We start from the raw sequence: 23,747 nt of genomic DNA on the forward strand, positions 1-23,747 counted from the left end.
TGCACCAACTGTTACGCCAACAGCTGCACCAACTGTTACGCCAACCGCTGCACCAACTGTTACGCCAACCGCTGCACCGACTGTTACGCCAACCGTTGCACCGACTGTTACGCCAACGCCAATAATTACACCAGATGGCCTATGTGCTGATTTCAATGTTTACCCAAATTGGACTAAAGAGACACATGCAACCACTGGCGATATAATGGTTGTTGGAAATATTGCTTACTCTGCGAAGTACTATACAAGTACAGTGCCTGGTAGTGATGATACTTGGGTACATCATCTAAATTGTGATGGTACTGCACCAGGTACAGCTGCGCTTCTCTCTTTACCAAGTGCTAAAGATCCTGTGAGTTTGAAAGTTAACGGTTGGCCAAGTGATTTTGTTGTTGCTAGCCCATCTTCAGATGCACCAATCACGATTGTGATTAATGCAATTAACAGTGCTGATCTATCTAACTATATTAAATTAACCAGTGCTTTTGAAGCGTTGATTCTTGTCGCTGAGCAAGCGGGTACTTCATCTGTGATCATCAATAGTGATGTACTTGATAATATTACGGCAGATAAAGGCGCATCTTTGGGCGTAATTGCTGTTAAGCAAGCGTTAACAGAAGCAGTAACACTCACTGGTGCAAACATTACTGATAGCGAAATCAGCGCATTAAGTGATGATGCAAAAGGTTGGGCTCAGGCTCAAAACTTAATCATGTCTGATGTTGCGACTAACGCTACCTTTGGTTGGTCTTTAAGTATTGGCGACTTTGCTTATGCAACGCATTCGGGTAAAAAATCAGTATGGAACGCCGCATCAAAAGCAACGGCTGATTTACTTGATAAATTAGCGCTGTATAAAGGTGTATCAAAAGCAGATTTCGTTACGTTTACTAAGTCTGGTGCTTCTGCTAGTTTATCAAGCGATCAATGGCATAACGCGTTAGAATACGTTAAACAAGTGACTGACTTTGTTCAGACTCCTGCCATGTTATCTTCTATTTCAACGGCACAAGCAACAACTTACTTCATGGGTAATACTGCTGGTGAAAGTCATGTACGTAAAGCTGCTGCCAATAACATTTTTGCTATTTTATTCGATGCTGATAGTGAACTGTTAACCAGTAAAATTGCGAGTTACCAAAATAGTAAAGTACCATTGTACTATACAGGTGCTGGCGCTGCCGACACGCCATTAACACGCATTACTTCTCTAAACAGTGAATTAGCTGCCATTGAAAGTGTCATGAATAATGAAGTTTTCCTTTACGAACTAGCGACAGGCAATGCTTGGGCTCCATCTACTATCTATAAGTGGAATGACTTTTTAACGGGCTTAAACTCAATGCACAATGTGGGTGTGGCGGGCGATAAATTCTGGTTAATTGATGAAACTGCTAATGATGCAACCAATGCAAAATACGCTAAAGTTGCGATGGCTGCTTTCTTATCACAAAGTATGCAAGAAACAATTCGTTACGATGCTTGTGATGAGAACAACTGGTCAGAAGTTAAATATGGCGCAGCTGTAGATTACCCAATGACAGCAAGTTGTGGCCAGTTAGGTCAGAAATATGCTGATTACGGAACGAATCCTACATCAGGTAAAGATCACCCTTACTCTTGTCCGCGTGACAATAAGATGGAACAAACTGCAAGTACTCATGCTAAATGGTACGGTGCACCAGCGCCAATCTTTGTAGCACCAGATGCTGTACTTGAAGAGCAAGGTTTACTGGTTAACGGTAAAACAGGTCGTTGGACGAATGCAGGCCACTGTAATACGGTACCCACTGCGATAGATACTTCTAAGCAAGTATTTGAACGTGATAACTGTAAAATCTATGAAGGTCAAAAAGCAGGTAGCTTTATATGGGACGGTAGTGATGGTAGTGTTGAAGGTTGTGGCTGGTGGGGTCGAGGTGTTATTCAAACCACAGGTCGCCAAAACTTCGGTACACTTAATCACTTTATAGGCCGTTCACACGTTGATCCTGAGACTATTGGACAAACGATTGATGGCACAACAGTTGTAGCTGCACCTGAAAGTCCGTTGTACTCTGATTTAGATTTATGTTCGAACCCTGGGCTTGTTTGTAGTTCTGAAGAGCATAAAGAGCTTAAGTGGATTGCTGGTTTATTCTTTTGGGTTAACTCAGTGCAAGCATATAGCGATGAGGGTGGCGAATACGCTGACTGGAATTACTACACTGAGCTTAAAGCTTATGTAGATGGTGGCATGAAAGGGACTGCATTTGTTGATGCTGTATCAGGTATTGTAAACCGTGGTTGTCCAGATGATACTTGTCCAGTAAGTGGTGACGTTCATGCAATTAACGAACGTCGTGCAAACTTTAAATTAGTATTAGAAAAACTAGGTCTTAACCCTCAATAAAACAATCGTTTATATTGAAGCCTTGTCAATGCCAGTCGGTGCTTAACCGACTGGCATTTTTTTGTTTTAAAAATGGTTAATTTCTTTATTTGTTCTAGCTTTAGAGTTATTGTCTAAAAAGAAAACCATGAATAAGGTGAATCGTATGACGTCTATTCTTAACCAGAAAAATGATATTTTAGAGCAAATATTTACCCAATTAAAAAGCCACTTCTCAGAGAAAGAACAAAAAACCTTACAGCTATTTATCAATAGTGTTTATCGTGATGTTTCAATCACCGACCTGACTCAAATTAACCAAGAAGATCTCAATGGTTTAACCGTTTCATTATGGCGTGAGTTATTAGTTTGGAAGGGGGAGTTTGCTAAGGTTAAAGTATTTAACCCTGATGTTGAGCAGGATGAGTGGCAATCTTCACATACTGTTATTAGTGTATTATGTCGTAATATCCCTTTTGTGATTGATACCTTAAAATTGGTCGTTAACGAATTAAATATCAAATTACATCGAATCTTTTACAGTGAGATAGCCAGCCAACGTACTAAATCAGGAAAATTAACTGCGTTAGATGCAGACCATGCGGATGAGTTACTGCTCTATTTTGAGATAGACCAAACGAGTGCAGTCATTGAGCGTGAGCAGATAAAAACGAGAATAGAAAGTGCATTATTAGATGTTAGTTTAGTAGTTGATGATTTTAAACACTTAACAAAAAATGTAAAAACTGCACTCAAACAGAGTGAAAATGATAGCTTTAGTGATCAGATTAATGATATCGCAGAGCAACAAACCTTTTTGACTTGGTTATTAGATGATCATTTTACCTTTATCGGTTGTGATCAATTTACCGTTACAGAGGGAGTCGTTTACTCTGTTGAGGGCAGTCAACTTGGTTTATTAAAACGTGATGATTTTCTGCAAGAACCACTACCTTTTGAGTTATTTGATACTTTAAAAAAACAGTCAATTATCCATTTCAGTAAAGCCTCACAGCGCGCTATGGTGCATCGCCGTGCTTATCCTGATGTTGTCTATATAAAGCGCTTTAATGATAAGGGCGATCTTATCTCTGGTTACCGATTTATTGGTTTATATACCTCGGCGGTGTATAGCGGTACACCTAAAGATATCCCTATCGTGCGCCATAAAATTAGTAACGTATTAGCACAATCTGGCTATAGCGCCGGTAGCCACTACTTTAAAGAGTTATCACAAATTCTTTATACCTTCCCCGTGGAAGATCTACTGCTTTGTAATGAGCAAACGTTGCTGAAAAATGTGGTTGAAGTATTACATGCGCAGGAGCGTAAAGAGCTAAAGCTATTTATGCGTTGTGCAGGTAATAAACAGTTTGTGATTGCCACATTGTATGTGCCTCGTGATATCTACAGTACTAAAGTGAGGCTTACCTTTGAAGAGTTAATCTGCCGCACTTTAGAGGTGGAAGATATTGACTTTCAAACCTATCTTAGTGAATCTAATTTAGCGCGTTTGCGCGTGGTTTTACGTCTTAAATTTCCACTTGATCAAGTATTAGAAGAGCAAGCAATTCAAGATCGTATGAAGCAGCTTACCAAGCGCTGGGACGATGAGTTACATGATACGTTAGTGGAACAAAGAGGAGAAGAAACGGGTATAAAGTTGACTAAAAAATACCTAAATGCCTTTCCGAGCAGTTATCAAGATAGCTTTAGTTCGCGTGTTGCAGTGGCAGATATTGATCGTATTGAATCTTTGTATGCTGATGAACATCGCTCTATGACATTGCGTTTTTATCGCTCTATCGAGCCTAATAGCAGTGAGCTAAAACTGAAACTTTTCCATCAAGATGGTGCATTACTGCTTTCTGATTTAATCCCTGTTTTAGAAAATATGGGCTTGAAAGTAGCAGAAGAGTATCCTTACAAAGTAACCCCTGTGGGTGAGAGATCTTTCTGGTTATACGATTTTACTCTACTTTATTCACAGGTGAAAAATTTTAATCCTGATACCTATCGTGATCACTTTGCTGATGCATTCCTGTCAGTTTGGTATGCAAAAACAGATAATGATCCTTTTAACAAGTTAATTTTAGGGGCGGGATTAGCTTGGCGTGATATCAGCATGTTACGTGCTTACGCTAAATATTTAAAACAGTTACGTTTTGGTTTCAGCCATTCTTGTATTGCGAAAACACTATTAGATCATAACAAGTTAGTGAAAGAGATCGTGACGCTGTTTAACTTGCGTTTTGATCCTAAAAAATCGGCCGATATTAATAAACAGGAAAAACTACAAGAGAAGATTTTAACGGCATTGAATGATGTCACTAACCTCAATGAGGATAGAGTATTACGTAAATACGTAGAGCTGATTATGGCAACACAGCGTACTAACTATTTTCAGAAAGAGGCAGGTAAAAACCACGATTATATTAGTTTCAAATTTGATCATAACCTGATCACTGAAATCCCATTACCACGCTTGAATTATGAGATATTTGTATACTCTCCGCGTATTGAGGGAGTGCATCTTCGTGGTGGTAAAGTGGCGCGTGGCGGTTTGCGTTGGTCAGACAGAAGTGAAGATTACCGCACCGAGGTATTGGGGCTGGTAAAAGCGCAACAGGTTAAAAACTCAGTGATTGTGCCCGTCGGTGCGAAAGGAGGATTTGTTGCTAAAAAATTGAATCCAAGCATGGACAGAGAAGCATTTATGGCAGAGGGCATTAGCTGCTATAAAATATTTATTAGCGCATTACTCGGCATTACCGATAACTTAGATAAAGGCAAGATTATCCCGCCGATTGATGTGCAACGTTACGATGGTGATGATCCTTATCTGGTGGTCGCTGCCGATAAAGGCACGGCTACTTTTTCTGATATTGCTAATAAATTAGCAACCGATAGAGATTTTTGGCTCGATGATGCTTTTGCTTCGGGTGGTAGTAATGGATATGATCATAAAAAAATGGGTATTACTGCGCGTGGTGCGTGGATAAGTGTACAGCGTCATTTTCGTGAATTAGGCATTGATGTGCAAAGCAAACCTATCAGCGTCATTGGTATTGGCGACATGGCGGGTGATGTTTTTGGTAATGGTATGTTGAGTTCTAAATATATTTCATTGTTGGCCGCATTTAACCATCTACATATCTTTATAGACCCTTCGCCTGTTGATAATGATGTAAGTTTTAATGAGCGTTTACGTCTTTTTGAAACACCACGTACAGGTTGGAATGATTACGATAAAACCCTTATCTCCAAAGGGGGGGGGGTTTTTGAACGCTCTGCTAAATCAATCAAAGTTAGCCCTGAAATGGCAAAACGTTTTGATATTTACCAAAAGCAGGTAACACCTGCCGAACTAATTACCATTTTATTAAAAGCGCAGGTAGATTTGTTATGGAATGGTGGTATCGGAACTTATGTGAAAGGCAACACAGAAACCCACGCTGATGTGGGTGATAAAGCCAACGATATTTTACGTATTAATGGTGGCGAGTTACGTTGTCGCGTGGTGGGAGAAGGTGGGAACTTAGGTTTCACACAACGTGCACGTATTGAATACGCACTCACTGGCGGGCACTGTTTTACCGATGCGATTGATAACGCTGCCGGTGTTAACTGCTCAGATTTAGAGGTAAATATTAAGATATTGCTTGATAAGTTAGTCTCTAAAGGAGATCTCACCGTGAAGCAACGTAATGTTTGGCTGGTTAATATGACCGAGGAGGTGGGGAAAATTGTCTTAGCCAATAACTATCGCCAAGCGCAATCGATTAGCCTTTCATACATTGAAAGTTACAAACGTATTGAGGAGTTTCGTCGTTTAATTATCGATTTGGAAGATAAAGGTAAGTTAAACCGTGCGCTAGAGTTTATTCCCACTGATGATGTGTTAAATGAATACAAAAGTACTCAGAAAGGGCTAACACGCCCAAGTATTTCGGTGATGCTCTCTTATGCAAAAAATGAATTAAAAGAGGCGTTAGCGAATGAGAAAGTAGCAGATGATCCTTATCTATTAAAAGAAGCGGAAAAAGTATTCCCCGCTTCATTGGTTAAGCAGTATCAAAAAGAGGTACATCAACATCCATTGGTCAATGAAATTGTTGCTACACAGGTAAGTAACGATCTGTTTAACAGCATGGGGCCTACATTTGCCCATCGTATTATGGCCAGTGCAGGTTGCTCTTTTTTAGATGTGTGTAAAGCATGGGTGGCTGCCCGCGATATTTTCTCTATGAGTGAAACGTTAGTCGCGATTGAAGCACTCGATAATATTGTGACTACCGATGTGCAAAGCGTACTCATTGAACGCTTAAAACGCATGGTACGCCATGCAACACGTTGGTTGGTGCGTAATCATCGCAATGATTTAGATACCGGTAGTTTGGTGAAAGCTTATCAAGCACCACTGAAAAAACTGGTGACACAGTTTGATAAAATCTTAATTGGTAGCTCTATTAGCCATCGTCAAACCGTCATTGATTGTTTTGTGGCTGACAAGGTTCCACATGACTTAGCCGCCTCACTGGCAAGTAGCGATCAAATTTATGCTATGTTAGGTGTTATCTCTATCGCTAAAAAAGTGGCGGTAAAACCAGAGCAGGCATTGCAAGTTTACTTCCACAGTGGTGAATCATTAAAACTGTTTGATATTAATAAACAGCTTAACCTTTTACCCGGGGATAGCCATTGGCAGTCACTTGCGCGCGAAGCGATGCGTGATGACTTAGAGTGGCAACAGCTACGCATCAGTAAAGGTATTTTAGAGAAAGTGAAAGAGGGCACCGATATTGGGGATGCATTTGTTGAGTGGCATACTTCGCATCATATATTGTCAGAGCGATGGCAGCGCATGGCAGAAGCGATGCTCGCCGTCAGTAATCCCGAATTTAGTATGTGTCAGGTCGCATTACGTGAGTTATTAGACCTTTCACAAAGCTGATTGTTATTTTTTATTTGGAAGTGAAATTTTCGTTTCGCCGTTGTGCTTTTCTGAATAACGGTAGATCAGAAGTGTTACTTCCATTTCTGCTTTTATACTCCCCCCTTTTTTACCTGTTGTTTGCAATAACAACTTCTTAACAAAAAATATAATTGGTCTTACCATTTAAAACCTTTCCTGATTATCTGTTAAAAAAAAGACAAAATGATGGGTTTTTACTTGCGGTAGATCAAACTTTACTAGACAGATGTTAAAAAAATTGTTAATTTCTCTGCACAAAGTGAATTGGTAATACCATTTTACAGGTTAACAAAAAAGGGCATCATGGCTTACGCAAAAATCAAGCAGCCTAAACTGGCTGATGTGATAGAAGATCGCATTGAAACGATGATTTTAGATGGTTCATTAGAGCTAGGTGAAAAGCTACCTTCTGAGCGTGAATTGGCGAAACAGTTTGATGTTTCTCGCCCTTCATTACGTGAAGCAATTCAGCGTTTAGAATCAAAAGGATTACTCTCTCGTCGTCAAGGCGGTGGTACTTACGTCAAAGAGGCGTTACGTGAACAGCTTACCGATCCCCTGTTTGAATTAATCAATTCCCATCCAGAGTCTCAATATGATCTGCTTGAATTTCGTCATGCCTTAGAAGGTTTTTCTGCCTATTACGCCGCTCTTCGCGGTACTGCGGATGATTTAGATGAAATTAAACGTTGTTTTGTTGCCATTGAAGATGCACAAAAACAGGATGATTTAGAGCTTGAGATTCAAAGTGTGGCACTTTTTTATTTAGCGGTGATTGAAGCCTCACGTAATGTGGTTTTCTTGCATTTAGCACGTGGTATCAAACCATTATTAGAAAAAAATATTTCAGACAATGTCAAGCAACTTTATCGTTATCCCGAAGTGGCTAAAAAAATTCATCAACATCGTCTACAGTTGCTAGAAGCAATTCTTTCCAAACAGCCTTTGGAGGCACAAAAAGCATCGGCTCAGCACCTTATCTACATTGAACAAACACGTTCTGTGATGTTACGTGAAGAGAGCTCTTTTAAACGTGAATTAGGGCGTTTTTAACCTTTTGAAAATGACATCCCATTTTAAGGTGATCATTACTTTAATTATTTGTTATATGAACAAACACGTTCTGTGATACGTGAAAAGAGTTGTTGTAAACTTTTAAAATTACACTGGGTAATTATTTCAATTACGTATTACCCACATGGTAGTGGGTTAATTGAAATAGTTACAACATAAAAATACTTGGTTTAATCACTGAGATACTTATTATAAAGAAGGAAAGTGTCATGACTGACATCTTAAACAGCGATATTGATGCACAAGAAACTTCAGAATGGCTTGACGCATTAGCCGATATTCTTGAAGATGAGGGCGTAGAGCGCGCACAATTTATCCTTGAAAAAGTGATAGAAAAAGCGAAAGCAGATGGTGTTAACCTGCCACATGGTATTAATACCAATTATGTTAATACGATTCCACCTAGCCAAGAGCCGACTTACCCGGGCGACCTTAAAATTGAGCAACGTATTCGTTCTATCATTCGTTGGAATGCGATCATGATTGTTATGCGAGCATCAAAGAAAGATTTAGACTTAGGTGGCCACATGGCTTCTTACCAGTCGGCAGCTGCCTTTTATGAAGTTTGTTTTAACCACTTTTTCCGTGCGCCTAATGCAATAGACGGCGGTGATTTAGTTTATTACCAAGGTCATATCTCACCCGGTATCTATGCACGTGCATTTGTTGAAGGGCGTTTAAGCGCGGCTCAACTCGATAACTTCCGTCAAGAAGTAGATGGTAAAGGTCTACCTTCATATCCGCATCCTAAACTATTACCAGAGTTCTGGCAGTTCCCAACAGTTTCGATGGGTCTGGGTCCAATTACCTCTATTTACCAAGCGCGTTTCTTAAAATACCTAAATGGTCGTGGTCTTAAAGATACCACTGCGCAGCGTGTTTATGCTTTCCTTGGTGATGGTGAGATGGATGAGCCTGAATCTCGTGGTTCATTGTCGTTTGCAGCCCGTGAAAAATTAGATAACTTATGTTTCTTAGTAAACTGTAATCTACAGCGTTTAGATGGCCCTGTAATGGGTAACGGTAGCATTATTCAAGAGCTAGAAGGCCTATTTACAGGTGCTGGCTGGAATGTGGTTAAAGTTATTTGGGGAGGCAATTGGGATGCATTACTTGCCAAAGATACCTCAGGAAAATTATTACAATTGATGGATGAAACCGTTGATGGTGACTACCAAACCTTTAAATCTAAAGATGGCGCATACGTGCGTGAACACTTCTTTGGAAAATACCCTGAAACAGTAGCCTTAGTTGCTGATATGACTGATGATGAGATATTTGCACTGAAACGTGGTGGCCATGATTCATCTAAACTGTTTGCTGCCTTTAAAAATGCAGAAGAAACAAAGGGTAAACCCACGGTTATTCTTGCTAAAACCGTGAAAGGTTACGGCATGGGCGCTGCCGCTGAGGGTAAAAATATTGCTCACGGCGTGAAGAAAATGAATGAATCGCACATTAATAGTTTACGTGACCGTTTAGGTTTACAAGAGTTATTAAGTGATAAGCAAACGGTTGAACTACCTTATCTGACATTAGAAGAGGGCAGTGAAGAGTACAAATACCTACATGCTCGCCGTGATGAATTACATGGTTACACACCACAACGTTCACCTCAGTTTAGTGGCAAGCTAGCAATACCGACATTGGAAAAATTTGCGCCTCTTTTACAAGAGCAAAAACGTGAAATTTCAACCACCATGGCTTACGTGCGTATCTTAAACGTATTATTAAAAGATAAAGGCATCGGTAAAAATATCGTGCCGATCATCTGTGATGAAGCACGTACTTTTGGCATGGAAGGTCTTTTCCGTCAAGTGGGTATTTATAACCCTGATGGTCAAGAATACACACCAGAAGACCGAGGTGTTGTCTCTTATTATAAAGAAGCGGTTTCAGGTCAAGTATTACAAGAGGGTATCAATGAATTAGGTTCGATGTCTTCTTGGGTAGCAGCCGCAACTTCATACAGCACCAACGACTTACCCATGATTCCGTTCTACATCTATTACTCTATGTTTGGTTTTCAACGTATTGGTGATATGGCATGGCTAGCGGGTGACCAACAAGCACGTGGTTTCCTATTAGGTGCTACGGCGGGTCGTACAACGCTAAATGGTGAAGGTCTACAGCATGAAGATGGTCACAGCCACATTCAAGCAAATACTATCCCTAACTGTATCTCTTATGATCCCACCTTTGCGTATGAGCTTGCGGTTATCGTGCAGCACGGTATTGAACGTATGTATGGTGATAACCCAGAAAACGTTTTCTATTACTTAACGGTGATGAATGAAAACTACGCAATGCCAGCAATGCCAGAAGGTGCTGAAGAGGGTATTCGTAAAGGTATCTACAAACTTAAATCATATACAGGTGGCACTAAAGTTCAGTTATTGAGCTCTGGAACTATTATGAATGAAGTGATTAAAGCGGCTCAAATCTTAAGCGAAGAATACAATGTTGCGTCTGATATCTTCTCGGTTACCTCGTTTAACGAGTTAACACGTGAGGGTCAGAATATTGATCGTGAAAACATGTTAAACCCTGAAGCACCTGCAAAAATAGCCTACATCACCCAAGTATTAGGTGACGCGCCAACGATTGCTGCTACCGATTACATGAAAAACTATGCAGAGCAAGTACGTGCCTTTATCCCATCTAATACTTATAAAGTATTAGGTACTGATGGATTTGGTCGCTCTGATAGTCGCGCAAACCTACGTCGTCACTTTGAGGTAAATGCGGGTTACGTTGTTGTTGCTGCCCTTAGTGAGCTTGCAAAACGTGGCGATATTAACGCATCTGTGGTAACAGAAGCGATTGCTAAGTTTGATATTGATGTGAACAAAGTTAACCCATTATTTGCGTAAACAAACTTTTGGTTAACGATAAAGTCGTTAGCCTTAGGAATCGTTACACAATAACTTGCGCTACATTGTTTTCAAAAAGCCTGAAGGGATTGTTACACAATAACTTGCCGATAAATTGTTTCCAAAAAGCCTTAAGTGACTGGCTATTTTAAAAACAAAATCGCAAGTAATGTTGAAGCCAATCCTAAATAACTGGCTATTTTGAAAACAAAATCTCAAGTAATTTTGAAGCCGATCCTTAATTAATTAGGAAAATTATTATGTCTGAATTAAAAGAATTTTTACTCCCTGATATTGGCGCAGATGCGGCTGATGTGACTGAAATATTAGTTTCTGTGGGCGATGTTATCGTTGAAGATCAAGATGTGATCTCAATCGAAGGTGATAAAGCGTCAATGGATGTACCTTCATCAGTTGCTGGTATCGTTAAAGAGATCAAGATGAACGTCGGTGATAGCGTTTCTGAAGGTCAAGTTGTACTGCTTATTGAAGTGGCTGGATCTGCTCCTGCTCCTGTAGCAGAAGATAACGTTGCACCTGTTGCTGAAGCCACGCCTGCTGCATCAACACAGCTTAAAGATGTTTGTGTGCCAGATATCGGTGGTGATGAAGTTGAAGTCACAGAAGTATTAGTGTCTGTTGGTGATGCTATCGTTGCAGATCAAGATATCCTTTCTGTTGAAGGCGATAAAGCATCAATGGATGTTCCTGCCCCGTTTGCAGGCATTGTAAAAGAGATTAAAATTACTGCGGGCGATAAAGTGTCTGAAGGCACATTAATCCTCGTTGTTGAAGTACAAGTTGAAGCACAAGCTAGCGCGCAAGTTGCTCCTGCTAAAGCGGTTGAAACGCCTGCGCCAGTAAAAACGGCGCCTGTCGTTGCAAAACCTGCTGAGCCAGTTACAACGGGTCCAATCAAAGCATCTCCTTCGGTACGTCGTTTAGCACGTGAGTTTGATCTTGATTTATCGCGACTTCCTGCAACGGGTCGTAAAGGTCGCACTACGAAAGAAGATGTGCAAACATTTATTAAAGCGCAACTTGCTATCGCTAAAAGTGGTGGCGGTGGTGGTCTACAAGTACTTCCTTATGCGGATATTGATTACTCGAAATTTGGTGAAATTGAGATTAAACCACTTTCACGTATTCAGAAGATCTCAGGTCCAGTATTGCACCGTAACTGGGTCACTATTCCACACGTAACGCAGTTTGATGAAGCGGATATCACCGATTTAGAAGCATTCCGTAAACAGCAAAATGCCATTGCAGCTAAACAAGATTTAGGTCTTAAAATTAGCCCGCTGGTGTTTATGATGAAAGCGGTTGCGAAAGCATTAAAAGAGTTTCCTAACTTTAATGCGGCCCTTTCAAATGATGGTGAAAGCGTCATTCTTAAGAAATACATTAATATTGGTATCGCAGTCGACACGCCAAACGGTTTAGTTGTTCCTGTTGTTAAAGATGTAATCAACAAAGGTATCTACGATATTTCGCGTGAACTGGGTGAAATTTCTCAAAAAGCACGTAAAGGTAAATTAACAGCGAAAGATATGCAGGGTGGAAGCATGAGTATCTCAAGTCTGGGTGGCATCGGTGGTACTCAGTTTACTCCTATCGTCAATGCGCCTGAGGTTGCTATTTTAGGTGTTTCAAAATCAGTGATGAAACCTGTTTGGAATGGCACTGAATTTAAACCTCGTTTAATGGTTCCACTGGCACTTTCATACGATCATCGTGTGATCGATGGTGCGGATGGTGCACGCTTCATTACAGCAATAAACAACTACTTATCTGATTTACGTACACTAATCCTATAATTATGTTAACGGGTCGGCATTTGTCGACCTTTTATTTTGCATTTATTTAACATTTAAATAGAATCGAATTTTTATTTTAGATCAAACACAGAGGTCAAAATGAGCAAAGAGATTAAAACACAAGTTGTAGTATTAGGATCAGGCCCTGCTGGTTATTCAGCAGCATTTCGCGCCGCCGATTTAGGTTTAGAAACCGTTTTAGTTGAAAAATATGAAACACTCGGTGGTGTTTGTCTTAATGTCGGTTGTATCCCGTCAAAGGCATTGCTTCATGTATCAAAAGTAATTGAAGAAGCAAAAGCACTTGCTGAGCACGGCGTACTTTTTGGTGAGCCAACAACCGATGTTGATAAAATCCGTATCTGGAAAGATAAAGTAGTTTCACAGTTAACAGGTGGTCTTTTAGGCATGGCTAAAATGCGTAAAGTGAAAACCGTGACGGGTTGGGGGCGCTTTACGGGGGCAAATACCATTGAAGCCACTGATCGTGACGGTGAAGTGACCACCATTACTTTCGATAATGCAATTATTGCCGCGGGTTCTCGCCCTGTTAAATTACCTTTTATTCCGCATGATGATCATCGTGTTTGGGATTCAACGGATGCGCTAGAGCTTCGTTGTGTACCAAAACGTCTACTTATTTTAGGTGGTGGTATTATCGGTCTTGAGATGGGAACAGTATACAAATCGCTAGGCTCTGAGGTTGATGTTGTTGAATTTGCAGACCAATTAGTACCTGCAGCTGATAAAGATATTGTGCAAATTTATACTAAAAAAGTTAAAAACAAATTCAACATTATGTTATCAACAAAAGTAACTGCGGTTGATGCTAAAGAAGATGCGCTTTATGTTTCTTTTGAAGGTAAAAATGCCCCTGCAGAAGCAAAAGCATACGATGCTGTTTTAGTGGCGGTGGGCCGTGTACCTAACGGTTTCTCAATTGACGCAGAAAAAGCAGGTATTGAAGTTTCTGAGCGTGGTTTCATTGAAGTTGATAAGCAGATGCACACTAACGTGCCACATATTCACGCTATTGGTGATGTTGTTGGTCAACCTATGCTTGCGCATAAAGGTGTGCATGAAGGTCATGTTGCAGCTGAAGTTATCGCGGGTAAGAAACATTACTTCGACCCTAAAACAATTCCATCAATTGCTTACACTGAGCCTGAAATGGCGTGGGTTGGTTTAACTGAGCGTGAAGCAAAAGAGCAAGGCATCAATTTTGAGAAATCAGTCTTTCCTTGGGCAGCTTCTGGTCGCGCCATAGCATCGGATTGCTCTGAAGGTATGACTAAGCTTATTTTTGATAAAGATACACACCGTATTCTTGGTGGCGCTGTTGTTGGGACTAATGCTGGCGAACTACTGGGTGAAATTGGCCTTGCAATTGAAATGGGTTGTGACGCTGAAGATATCGCACTGACTATTCACGCGCATCCAACACTGCATGAGTCTGTTGGTTTGGCTGCTGAAATTTACGAAGGTTCAATTACTGATCTTCCTAATGCAAAAGCGGTTAAACGTAAAAAATAATCATCGCATAGATTAGTTTTTGAAGGCTTGTTATTGTAAAGGTAACAAGCCTTTTTTATGTTTTGTTTTTGTCTGTTTATCTGTTTTAAGCTATCTTATTGAATAATAAAGGGGTAATAAAGGGGTAATAAAGGGGTAATAAAGGAATAATAAAGGAATAAAAGAGAGTCTGTTATGTTTGAAGTGCATGGTGAATGGAAAATTATTTACAAGAAAAACAGGAATTGCAGACAAGGCCAAAACAGATGATGCTTTCAATATATGGAAGTTGCTTAGATGCCTCTTATCCATGTTAACAAGGGGCAATTATTTGCCCCTTTTTAACTGCTTTATTGCTGTTTAAGCGCAGTAATATCTTGCTTAATAAACAGTAATAACAGCTGACAAACCCCTTGATAAAATCCTGAGTTATTCACGCGTTTGGTCGCCTCAACAAAGGGGGGTAACCACGATAACAGCTGGTTATTAATAAAATTAGTTTGTGCCTGACTATTATTCTCTCCCTCTTTTATAATCAGGTTACCTAAATAATCCAATTGAATAGCGATATGATCTGCTGGCTCTTTAAAGTTGGGATCAACCATCAATCCCTCTTTTTTGAATAGCTCAACCATTTCTTGGTGTGGTTTTTCAAACAATTGTCCCGATTTAGAAAGGTAAACGGATGCGTAGGGCGGAGCACCTTTCTTTGCATCGGTTAAAAACAGTTGGCTAAAGTCTGCTGCTAGCTCTAACGTTGGCTGTTTAATGGCCATGATGATCACTAATGCTGATTTTATCTGTGTGACTGTTTCACTAAATAGTGACTCTTGTGCAAGTTGATTTAATAACTCAACACCCTCTCCTGAGAAATAGTGGGTTAGTTGCTCGGTGGTTAACTCTTTGCTGAGCAAGGTTGAAAACCACCAATAGAGGCTTGCGCGTTGCTCATTGTTTTCACTGTTTTTCATTGATTCACTTACTCTCTTAGCTTATTTCAGTTGGGCCTGTAAATGCGGTTACAGCAGGCACTTTACCTTTAAATTTCTCATACTGCACCTGACAGGTATTTGCACTGGTCGCTTGTGCGAGTTCTGAGGTTGGAATATCTTGGGTTAAGGTATTTGGATCGCCATAGGTATCTAATGAGCCAATCGTCTCATCTATCGGTGCATACCATGCTCCCTCTTCAATGCGCGCGACACCTGGAGCAAAGTTGCTAGAGACAACTGCACCCGCTAATAGTTGACCACGATCATTAAATACCCGCACTAAGTCGCCATCTTTAATGCCACGTTGTTTGGCATCTTGTGGATTCAAGTAGATTGGCTCACGCCCTTGTACGGTGTAAGTTTCACGGAACTGCTGCGAATCACACATCTGCGAATGCAGACGTTTATCTGGATGACAAGATTGTAACCAGATAGGGTGTTTATCTGAGCCTGGTCCACCATGTGAACGTTCTGATTTTTCAAACCACATTGGGTGACCTTGACACTCTTTATAACCATATCTGTCTATTTTACGGCTAAAGATCTCGATGAAACCAGAAGGAGTGCCTAACGCATTGATTTCAGGATCTTCTCTGAAGTCTGCTTGACGGGTCCAATCTTTACCCTTGCCAAAATCAACAAATCCCTCTTTCCAGAATGTTTTAAAGTCTGGCATGGTAAATTTACCTTTGTTGGCATCAACACAACCATCATAAAGCTCTTTTACCCACTGCATTTCGCTTTTTCCACGCGTGTAATCTTGCTCTTGACCCAATTTACGCGCAAGCAGGGTAAATATTTCAAAGTCAGTTTTAGATTGGAACAGAGGATCAACCAATTTCTGCATAGCAATAATGCCACGCGCACTGTATGAGCCATACAGATCCAGATCGTTACGCTCCCATTGTGTGCAAGCGGGCAGTACGATATCTGAGAAACGACAGGTGGCGGTCCATGTAAAATCAATTGAAACAACGGTTTCTAATTTATGAAACGCTTTTTTCATGTTGTTGCGATCTTGGTGATGATGCCACGGATTACACCCCGAAAATACCATCATTTTAATGTTGGGCAGGGTGATGGTTGCGCCATTCGCTTGGATTTTTTTACCCGGCTCTAAAATGCAATCTATCCAGCGAGCAACGGGAATAGTACTGCTGTATCCATTAAAATCTTTGTTTTTATGGATACGTTTTTCTGGTTTATCAGGATTACGCGGGAAACCACCAGGGCCTGCAGCACCTGTTGAAGAGACACCAACAGAGCTGTAATGATGTGCATAACTGATACCACCACCGGGCAGACCAATTTGTCCTAGCATAGTCGCCAGTACGGCCGCCATCCAATAAGGTTGTTCACCATGTTGTTGGCGTTGAATACTCCAACCAACCATAATTTGAGTGCGCTCTTTGACTAGCATACGCGCAAATTTACGGATGTTTTCTGCTTTAATACCGCAAATTGCTTCTGCCCACTCTGCGGTTTTTTCTTCTTTATCTTTTGTTTTACCTAGCAGATAAGGAACAAACTCTTCAAAGCCTAAGGCATAGGTATCGATGAATTTTTTATCGTATAAGTTCTCTTTATAAAGCGTATGTGCAATGGCGAGCATAAACGGCACATCGGTTTGTGGGTTGATATATTGATGCTCTGACTTTAGATAATCTTGTGTTTTGGTGATCACCGGATCAACACTGATCACGCGGATCTCTTTGTTAGCAATTTTTTCTTTTAGTTGCTCAAGGTATTCAAATGATTCATGGGTTTCACAGTTCCAACCGACCTGTAAGTTTTTAACTAAATCATTACCCCAAAGTACAATGGTTTTGCTGTTTTTTAGGATCAATGGCCAAGAAGTACCTTGCGCGTAAACTTCGGTGCTACCTAGCACATAAGGCATGATAGTTTGGCCTGCACCTGTTGAATAATCGCCCACTTTGTTTACCGTGTATCCATGCATCGCAATGGCTCGTGCCATATGGTTACCACAGGAATGAACCTGTCCTGTTGAGCGCCAGCCAGTACTACCTGCATGAATTGCCCAAGGGCCATACTGGGTTTGCATTCGCTCTAATTCATCATGGAAAAGGGTGATCGCTTCATCCCAAGTGACACGAATAAAGCGGTTGTCGCCACGTTTTGTGGTATCGCTTTTTTGACGATTTAAGTACCACTCATAACGCACCATTGGGTAACGGATACGTGAGGGACTGTAAATGATACCTTTAATGCCATTAAGCATATCGGTTGGGTATTTATCTACCTCAAATGCTTTTATCTCTTGTACTTTTCCCGCATAAACACGGGCGCGGAACGCACCCCAATGTGAGCCACTGACTTTCCATTGCCCTGTTTCTTCAATTGTTGCTGCATGTGCAACTTGCAATAATCCGGGACCAATTAATACTGCACCGCTAGAAGCTAACAAACCTTTTAAAAAACTGCGTCTTGAAATTGACATTGTGAGCTCCTGATTAATGTGCTTCATCTGAAAAATCAGATGAGTGTTTTTGTAAATATTTAAGAACTAATGCTTGTGTATCGCCGTCTAAGTTAACAAACGATAACATGCCGTTAAACATACCTGGCCAAGTATTGGTATCAAAATGATTTTCAGCCGGTTGGGAATGACAAACACTGCAGCTAGTCCGGTAGGTTGATTTCGCAAATGTCCACAATGTATCACGTGATTCGGTTAGCGAGCCATTACGCATCCACAGTGTTACTTCTACTTTTTGCCAAGGCAAGCCAGTGAGATCATCAATTTTAGATTCACCTTTTTGCATATATTGATCACTCTGTGCAACCTCTTTGGTGAGGAAACCATCATTAATATTCATGGCAAAGTCTTCAAACATCACGCGACCAAAACCTTTGGTTTTACGCCAGACATCAAGTTCAACTTGAATGGCATCACCTTCAACGGCTAGTACATTGACTTTAGTGGCCGCATTTAGTTGTCCCGCTTCTGTGCTTAAGCTTTCATCAGTAAACAGGGGCAACTGGCGCACGCTATAATAACTCTTACCTGCTTGGTAACCTGATGTTGCCATCTCTTCAAGTTTTGCTAATGTACCTTCTCCTGAGTGCATATTATCAGGTAGTTTATGGGCGATGCCTTTATGACAATCAATACAACTTTGATCGCGTTCTGCTGCCATTTTCATTTGAACTTGTGCACGCTCTGACATGATATTGAAATCCATACTTTCATAGTTATGGCAATTTTTACACTCAAGAGAATTATTGGCAGTAAAGCGATCCCATTCATGTTGTGCTAGTTCACCGCGTTTCTCTAAGAATTTTTCACGGGTATTAATGGTGCCGAAAATGGTGCCCCAAACCTCTTTTGAAGCTTGCATTTTACGTGCTATTTTATCACTCCAATTGTGTGGTACATGACAATCTGGACAGGTTGCTCGCACTCCTGAGCGGTTTTGCCAATGTACGGTTTCTTGTAACTCGACATAAACATTGTCGGCCATCTCGTGGCAGCCGATACAAAACTCTTCGGTATTAGTCACTTCTAATGCAGTGTTAAAGCCACCCCAGAAGATAATACCCGCAAGAAACCCACCAATGGTAAGAAAACCAAAACTGAGGTGTACGCTTGGCTTGCTGATAATTTGCCAAAAGCGTTTAATTATTTTTTTCATAATGAGACCTTAAGTTTGAAAGATGGGAAGATTAATGACCAGGAGGGCCCATTAAAAACATCTGTAGAAACCAAATTCCAAATCCATAAGCACCAATTAAAGCGATACTGAGTGCAGGAAAAAGGCAGATGGTGAGAAACAAAAATGTTTTCCACTCTGAAGATTTATTGTGCACTTCAGGCTCATTGTTTGTATTTGACATAAATATTCCAAATAGGGTAAATAGTAAAAGTATAAATAACGTGACTCTCTGCTTCCACAGAGTAGGTTTGAAAGGAGATAAACTCAAGTTTACAGACAAAATCAGAAAGTGTAAATGCATTGTATTTTATGTGATGAAGTGTAATAAATGTGTTTTTGTTGATCTGTATTAGGGTTTGTTGTCGGGGCTGTGAATGTGGTTTTGTACGGCTTTATTCAAAATCTATATGCATGTGATTTTATCGAATATTTTTTGTAACTACTCAGGTCGTTGCCATTCAGTCTATTTTTTCGTTGAAAAATGCTCATTTATACCAATCGGAATAAATAGCTGATCTATTTTACTGGTTAAAATAACTTACTTTTTCGTTATAATTTTCGTAAATAGAACAACTACTTACGTCAACTTTCGCCTGAATTAAGCTGTTTTTCCTGCGTAAAATTTAGATCACATTCTTAATCCAATTGCTATTAAACCACTAAACTGCGATTTTTCGTATTGAACTAAGCATAAATGGCTTAATCCTGAGCAATTACAGTCTGTTTTTATAAAAACACCCCAAATTTGAAGGAGTACTGAGTAGTTACGATTTTTTGTGTTGTTCTGTATTTTAAAGTTAAAAAAATGAGGGTGACCTGTTTTAGTTGATAGTCAGTTCAACCAAACAAGTAACCCTCTTACTTTATGCTGATTTAGCGTTTAATTACACGACTTTAATTGGTATCGCTACTGTAGGCGCTGTTGTTAGTGCTTCAAGTGGTGGAGCAAAGTCAGTTAAGTTAATACCTTCAACTGCTTTTTTGTATTCATCTAAACTCGGTGTGCGACCTAAGATAGTCGATAAAACAACGACAGGTGTAGAGGCAAGCAATGACTCTCCTTTCTTCTCGGCTGTGTCTTCCACTACACGGCCTTGAAATAAACGTGTTGAGGTGGCGAGTACAGTATCTCCTTTTTCAGCTTTTTCTTGGTTACCCATACATAAATTACAGCCAGGGCGTTCAAGGTACATTATATTTTCATATTTTGTACGTGCAGCTTCTTTGGGTTTACTGTCATCAAACTCAAAACCGCTGTATTTTTGCAGTAGTTCCCAATCACCTTCTGCCTTTAATTCGTCAACAATGTTATACGTTGGTGGTGCAATCACTAAAGGCGCTTTGAATTCAACCGAGCCATGTTGCTTTTCTATGTTTCTCAACATTTGCGCAATAATTTTCATATCACCTTTGTGAACCATGCATGAACCAACAAAACCGAGATCAACTTTTTTGCTGCCTTTATAGTATGAAATAGGTCGGATGGCATCGTGGGTATAGCGTTTTGAAACATCTTCATTGTTAACGTCAGGATCGGCAATCATCGGTTCATCAATGGCATCAAGATCGACGATTAATTCTGCAAAATATTGTGCATTATTATCAGGCCTTAATGCTGGGATTTCACCTGATTTTATTTCAGAAATTCGCTTGTCTGCTTTTTTGATCAGTCCTTGAAGCACTTGGCCTTTATTGTCCATGCCTTTGTTGATCATTATTTGGATGCGACTTTTCGCTATTTCTAATGATTCAACTAAAGTGTCATCTTGAGAAATATTAATAGAGCCTTTAGCCTTCATTTCGGCAGTCCAATCAGTGAATGTGAAGGCTTGATCTGCGAGTAAAGTACCGATATGCACTTCGATGATTCTACCTTGGAAGATATTGTCGCCGAATTTTTTCAACATTTGTGCCTGTGTAGCATGTACTACATCGCGGAAATCCATGTAGCTTTTCATGTGGCCTTTGAAGGTCACTTTTACCGACTCTGGAATCGGCATCGTCGCTTCGCCTGTGGCAAGTGCAAGTGCAACCGTGCCTGAATCAGCACCGAAAGCGACCCCTTTAGACATTCTTGTATGAGAGTCACCACCAATAATAATGGCCCATTCATCAATGGCAATATCGTTTAACACTTTATGAATAACATCTGTCATCGGCAGGTAAATATCTTCAGGATCACGCGCCGTGATAAGACCAAACTTATTCATGAAGCTCATTAGTTTAGGAATATTAGCTTGTGCTTTTTTATCCCAGACTGAAGCCGTATGACAACCTGATTGATAAGCACCATCAACAATGGGAGAGATAACCGTTGCCGCCATCGACTCTAATTCTTGAGAAGTCATTAACCCAGTCGTATCTTGAGAACCAACAATATTTACCGTGACGCGAACATCAGAGCCTGCGTGAAGATCTACTTTAGAAGTGACGCCTACTGCATTTTTGTTGAATATTTTTTCAACCGCCGTTAAACCTTGGCCTTCATGGGATATCTCTTTAGAAGCTGCAAAAACAGGCTCTATTGCAACGCCAAGTGTTTCAGAAGCAAAAGCCTGTAATTTTTTACCAAATACGATAGCGTAAGAGCCACCAGCTTTCATAAATTCAACGGATTGAGGCGTGAATGCTGAAGAGATATCAACTAACTCTTTATCACCGTTGTATAGTTTTTTAGATTTAGTATTAATGGTAAGCACTGTGCCTGTTGCAACAGAATAGGTTTGCTCAAGAACAGGGTCGCCACTTTCGTTAAGAACTATTTTCCCATTAGCATCAAGCTTTTTAACCCAGTTTTTAAGATCTAGACCAATACCGCCAGTAACACCAACCGTGGTTAAAAAGATAGGCGATATGCCGTTAGTACCGGCAACAACAGGCGCAAAATTCACGAATGGAATATAAGGACTCGCTTGCTTACCCGCCCATAATGCCACGTTATTAACACCTGACATACGAGATGAACCTACGCCCATGGTGCCTTTTTCAGCGATTAACATCACTTTTTTACCCGGGTATTGTTTTTGCAGTGCTTGAATCTCAGCTTGTGCTTCTGGAGAGATCAGACACTTACCGTGTAATTCACGATCACTGCGAGAGTGAGCTTGATTACCAGGAGATAACAGGTCCGTAGAAATATCACCTTCACCTGCGATGTAGGTGACAACATCAATCTGTTCGTCTATTTCAGGAAGTTGGGTAAAGAAATCTGCTCGTGCATAACTTTTTAAGATATCTTTGGCAATTTTATTGCCTGCTTTAAACGCTGTTTCAAGTCGCTCTGTATCTGCGTCATAAAGAAACACTTGGGTCTTTAATACTTTGGCCGCTGGTTTTGCTACTGATGTATTATCAGAGAGTGCTAAATCAAGAAGTACCTTAACCGAAGGCCCCCCCTTCATATGAGATAACAATTCAAAAGCAAAGGTTGGTGTAATTTCTGCAACGACAGATTCAGCGAGAATGATCTCTTTTAGGAAAGTTGCTTTTACACCAGCCGCACTGGTTGTGCCTGGTAGAGTATTATAAATGAAGAAATTAAGAGAATCCTCTCTATATTCATTTCCTAAATCTTTAATTTGAGCAATAATTTCCGACAACAAATCGGCAGAATCAATTGGCAGAGGGGCCAATCCTAGCTCATTTTTACGATTTTCAATTTCTTTGATGTACTCTAAATATAGACTCATTTAAAACTCTCTCTAGTTCTAATGTGCTGCACATGATCGTTTTTAGCACGGAAAAATTTTGCTTGTAGTTTACCTTATTTTCTAGCCACGACTAGGTTTTGGTCAAATTAACATTAAATTAACACTATTCATGTGATTTATGTCGGATAGAGGAAATAGTTAGTAGGATTAGTAGCACTTACAAATGCGATTGGTAAGGTTTAACTATATGTAATGATTTATATTATATTATATTATATTATATTACATAACATAACTGCTTAAACCCTTTGGATACCTATTACCCTATAACGGCAATATTTAGTTATGAAGTATTCCAAAACATTAGATATAATAGCGGTGGAAACTTACTGTTATTTAAAAATCCTAAGTGACACTGACAAGGCTAATTCAGTAACAGTAATGTAAAGAAGGTTAATATTTTACATTTTATATAAGTCTAATTTAGTTTGTTATATTTGACAAAAACACTATTTGTTATTGCCAGTAAATAAGCTTTTTTGTGCTTAAAAACCACACTTTAGTAATTTTTGATATAACTATGTCAAATCTAACTGTTTGATAAATAACAATCTAGATCAAACCAATATGACAAAAGTGTGAAAACGCTCAAATTAGCTTGTTTTTTCACCAAAAATTGATATTATCTTAAAGATGACAAAAAACAGAGACTGTCTAAACAGTCCGAAATAAGCAATTTAACGAATACTAATAGATATCGATGAGACGTTTACAAAATAGAAACATTATCTATTGGTATTTTCTAT

General features: G+C 39.9%; 12 protein-coding genes. 6 read left to right on the forward strand and 6 right to left on the reverse strand.

The genetic code is table 11. From position 1 onward, the window contains the following. Positions 1-2,392: cellulose-binding domain-containing protein (locus G322_RS0100960; RefSeq protein ID WP_156873893.1), on the forward strand; the 2,392-nt coding region annotated here is incomplete at its 5' end. A gap of 145 nt (positions 2,393-2,537) precedes the next feature. Beyond that, positions 2,538-7,325 (forward strand): NAD-glutamate dehydrogenase, encoded by a 4,788-nt coding sequence (locus tag G322_RS0100965; protein WP_022939939.1) that lies wholly within the window; start codon positions 2,538-2,540, stop codon positions 7,323-7,325. Positions 7,326-7,328: 3 nt separating this feature from the next. Here G322_RS0100965 and G322_RS23180 read toward each other — a convergent pair whose 3' ends face one another. Further along, complete coding sequence (locus G322_RS23180) at positions 7,329-7,490, reverse strand: hypothetical protein (RefSeq protein WP_022939940.1); 162 nt, start codon at positions 7,488-7,490, stop codon at positions 7,329-7,331. 159 nt (positions 7,491-7,649) lie between these two features. Here G322_RS23180 and pdhR point away from each other — a divergent pair, with 159 nt between their 5' ends. From pdhR to lpdA, 4 genes are all read left to right on the forward strand, one after another. Then, positions 7,650-8,399 (forward strand): pyruvate dehydrogenase complex transcriptional repressor PdhR, encoded by a 750-nt coding sequence (gene pdhR / locus G322_RS0100975; RefSeq protein ID WP_022939941.1) that lies wholly within the window; start codon positions 7,650-7,652, stop codon positions 8,397-8,399. A 230-nt stretch (positions 8,400-8,629) separates the two neighbouring features. Then, the gene (gene aceE, locus G322_RS0100980; protein WP_022939942.1) at positions 8,630-11,293 is read left to right on the forward strand and encodes a pyruvate dehydrogenase (acetyl-transferring), homodimeric type; all 2,664 of its coding nucleotides are present in this window, start codon (positions 8,630-8,632) and stop codon (positions 11,291-11,293) included. A gap of 260 nt (positions 11,294-11,553) precedes the next feature. Further along, positions 11,554-13,110 carry a dihydrolipoyllysine-residue acetyltransferase gene (gene aceF / locus G322_RS19610; RefSeq protein ID WP_022939943.1) on the forward strand — a complete coding sequence of 519 codons (1,557 nt, stop codon included), beginning with the start codon at positions 11,554-11,556 and terminating at the stop codon, positions 13,108-13,110. A 99-nt stretch (positions 13,111-13,209) separates the two neighbouring features. Continuing rightward, on the forward strand, positions 13,210-14,643 hold the full coding sequence (lpdA, locus tag G322_RS0100990; protein ID WP_022939944.1) for a dihydrolipoyl dehydrogenase: 1,434 nt from the start codon (positions 13,210-13,212) through the stop codon (positions 14,641-14,643). A gap of 329 nt (positions 14,644-14,972) precedes the next feature. Here lpdA and torD read toward each other — a convergent pair whose 3' ends face one another. From torD to G322_RS0101020, 5 genes are all read right to left on the reverse strand, one after another. Further along, the gene (torD, locus tag G322_RS0101000) at positions 14,973-15,593 is read right to left on the reverse strand and encodes a molecular chaperone TorD (protein ID WP_022939946.1); all 621 of its coding nucleotides are present in this window, start codon (positions 15,591-15,593) and stop codon (positions 14,973-14,975) included. Positions 15,594-15,609: 16 nt separating this feature from the next. After that, positions 15,610-18,075 carry a trimethylamine-N-oxide reductase TorA gene (gene torA, locus G322_RS0101005; protein WP_022939947.1) on the reverse strand — a complete coding sequence of 822 codons (2,466 nt, stop codon included), beginning with the start codon at positions 18,073-18,075 and terminating at the stop codon, positions 15,610-15,612. A 13-nt stretch (positions 18,076-18,088) separates the two neighbouring features. Further along, the gene (gene torC, locus G322_RS0101010) at positions 18,089-19,270 is read right to left on the reverse strand and encodes a pentaheme c-type cytochrome TorC (protein WP_022939948.1); all 1,182 of its coding nucleotides are present in this window, start codon (positions 19,268-19,270) and stop codon (positions 18,089-18,091) included. A gap of 31 nt (positions 19,271-19,301) precedes the next feature. Next, positions 19,302-19,472 carry a trimethylamine N-oxide reductase system protein TorE gene (gene torE / locus G322_RS0101015; protein WP_022939949.1) on the reverse strand — a complete coding sequence of 57 codons (171 nt, stop codon included), beginning with the start codon at positions 19,470-19,472 and terminating at the stop codon, positions 19,302-19,304. Between the two features lie 703 nt (positions 19,473-20,175). Continuing rightward, entirely contained in the window at positions 20,176-22,980 is a 2,805-nt protein-coding gene (locus G322_RS0101020; RefSeq protein ID WP_022939950.1) for a bifunctional aconitate hydratase 2/2-methylisocitrate dehydratase, read from the reverse strand. Between the last annotated feature and the right edge of the window lie 767 nt (positions 22,981-23,747).

The sequence above is a fragment of the Psychromonas hadalis ATCC BAA-638 genome, from assembly GCF_000420245.1.
Classification (GTDB): domain Bacteria; phylum Pseudomonadota; class Gammaproteobacteria; order Enterobacterales; family Psychromonadaceae; genus Psychromonas; species Psychromonas hadalis.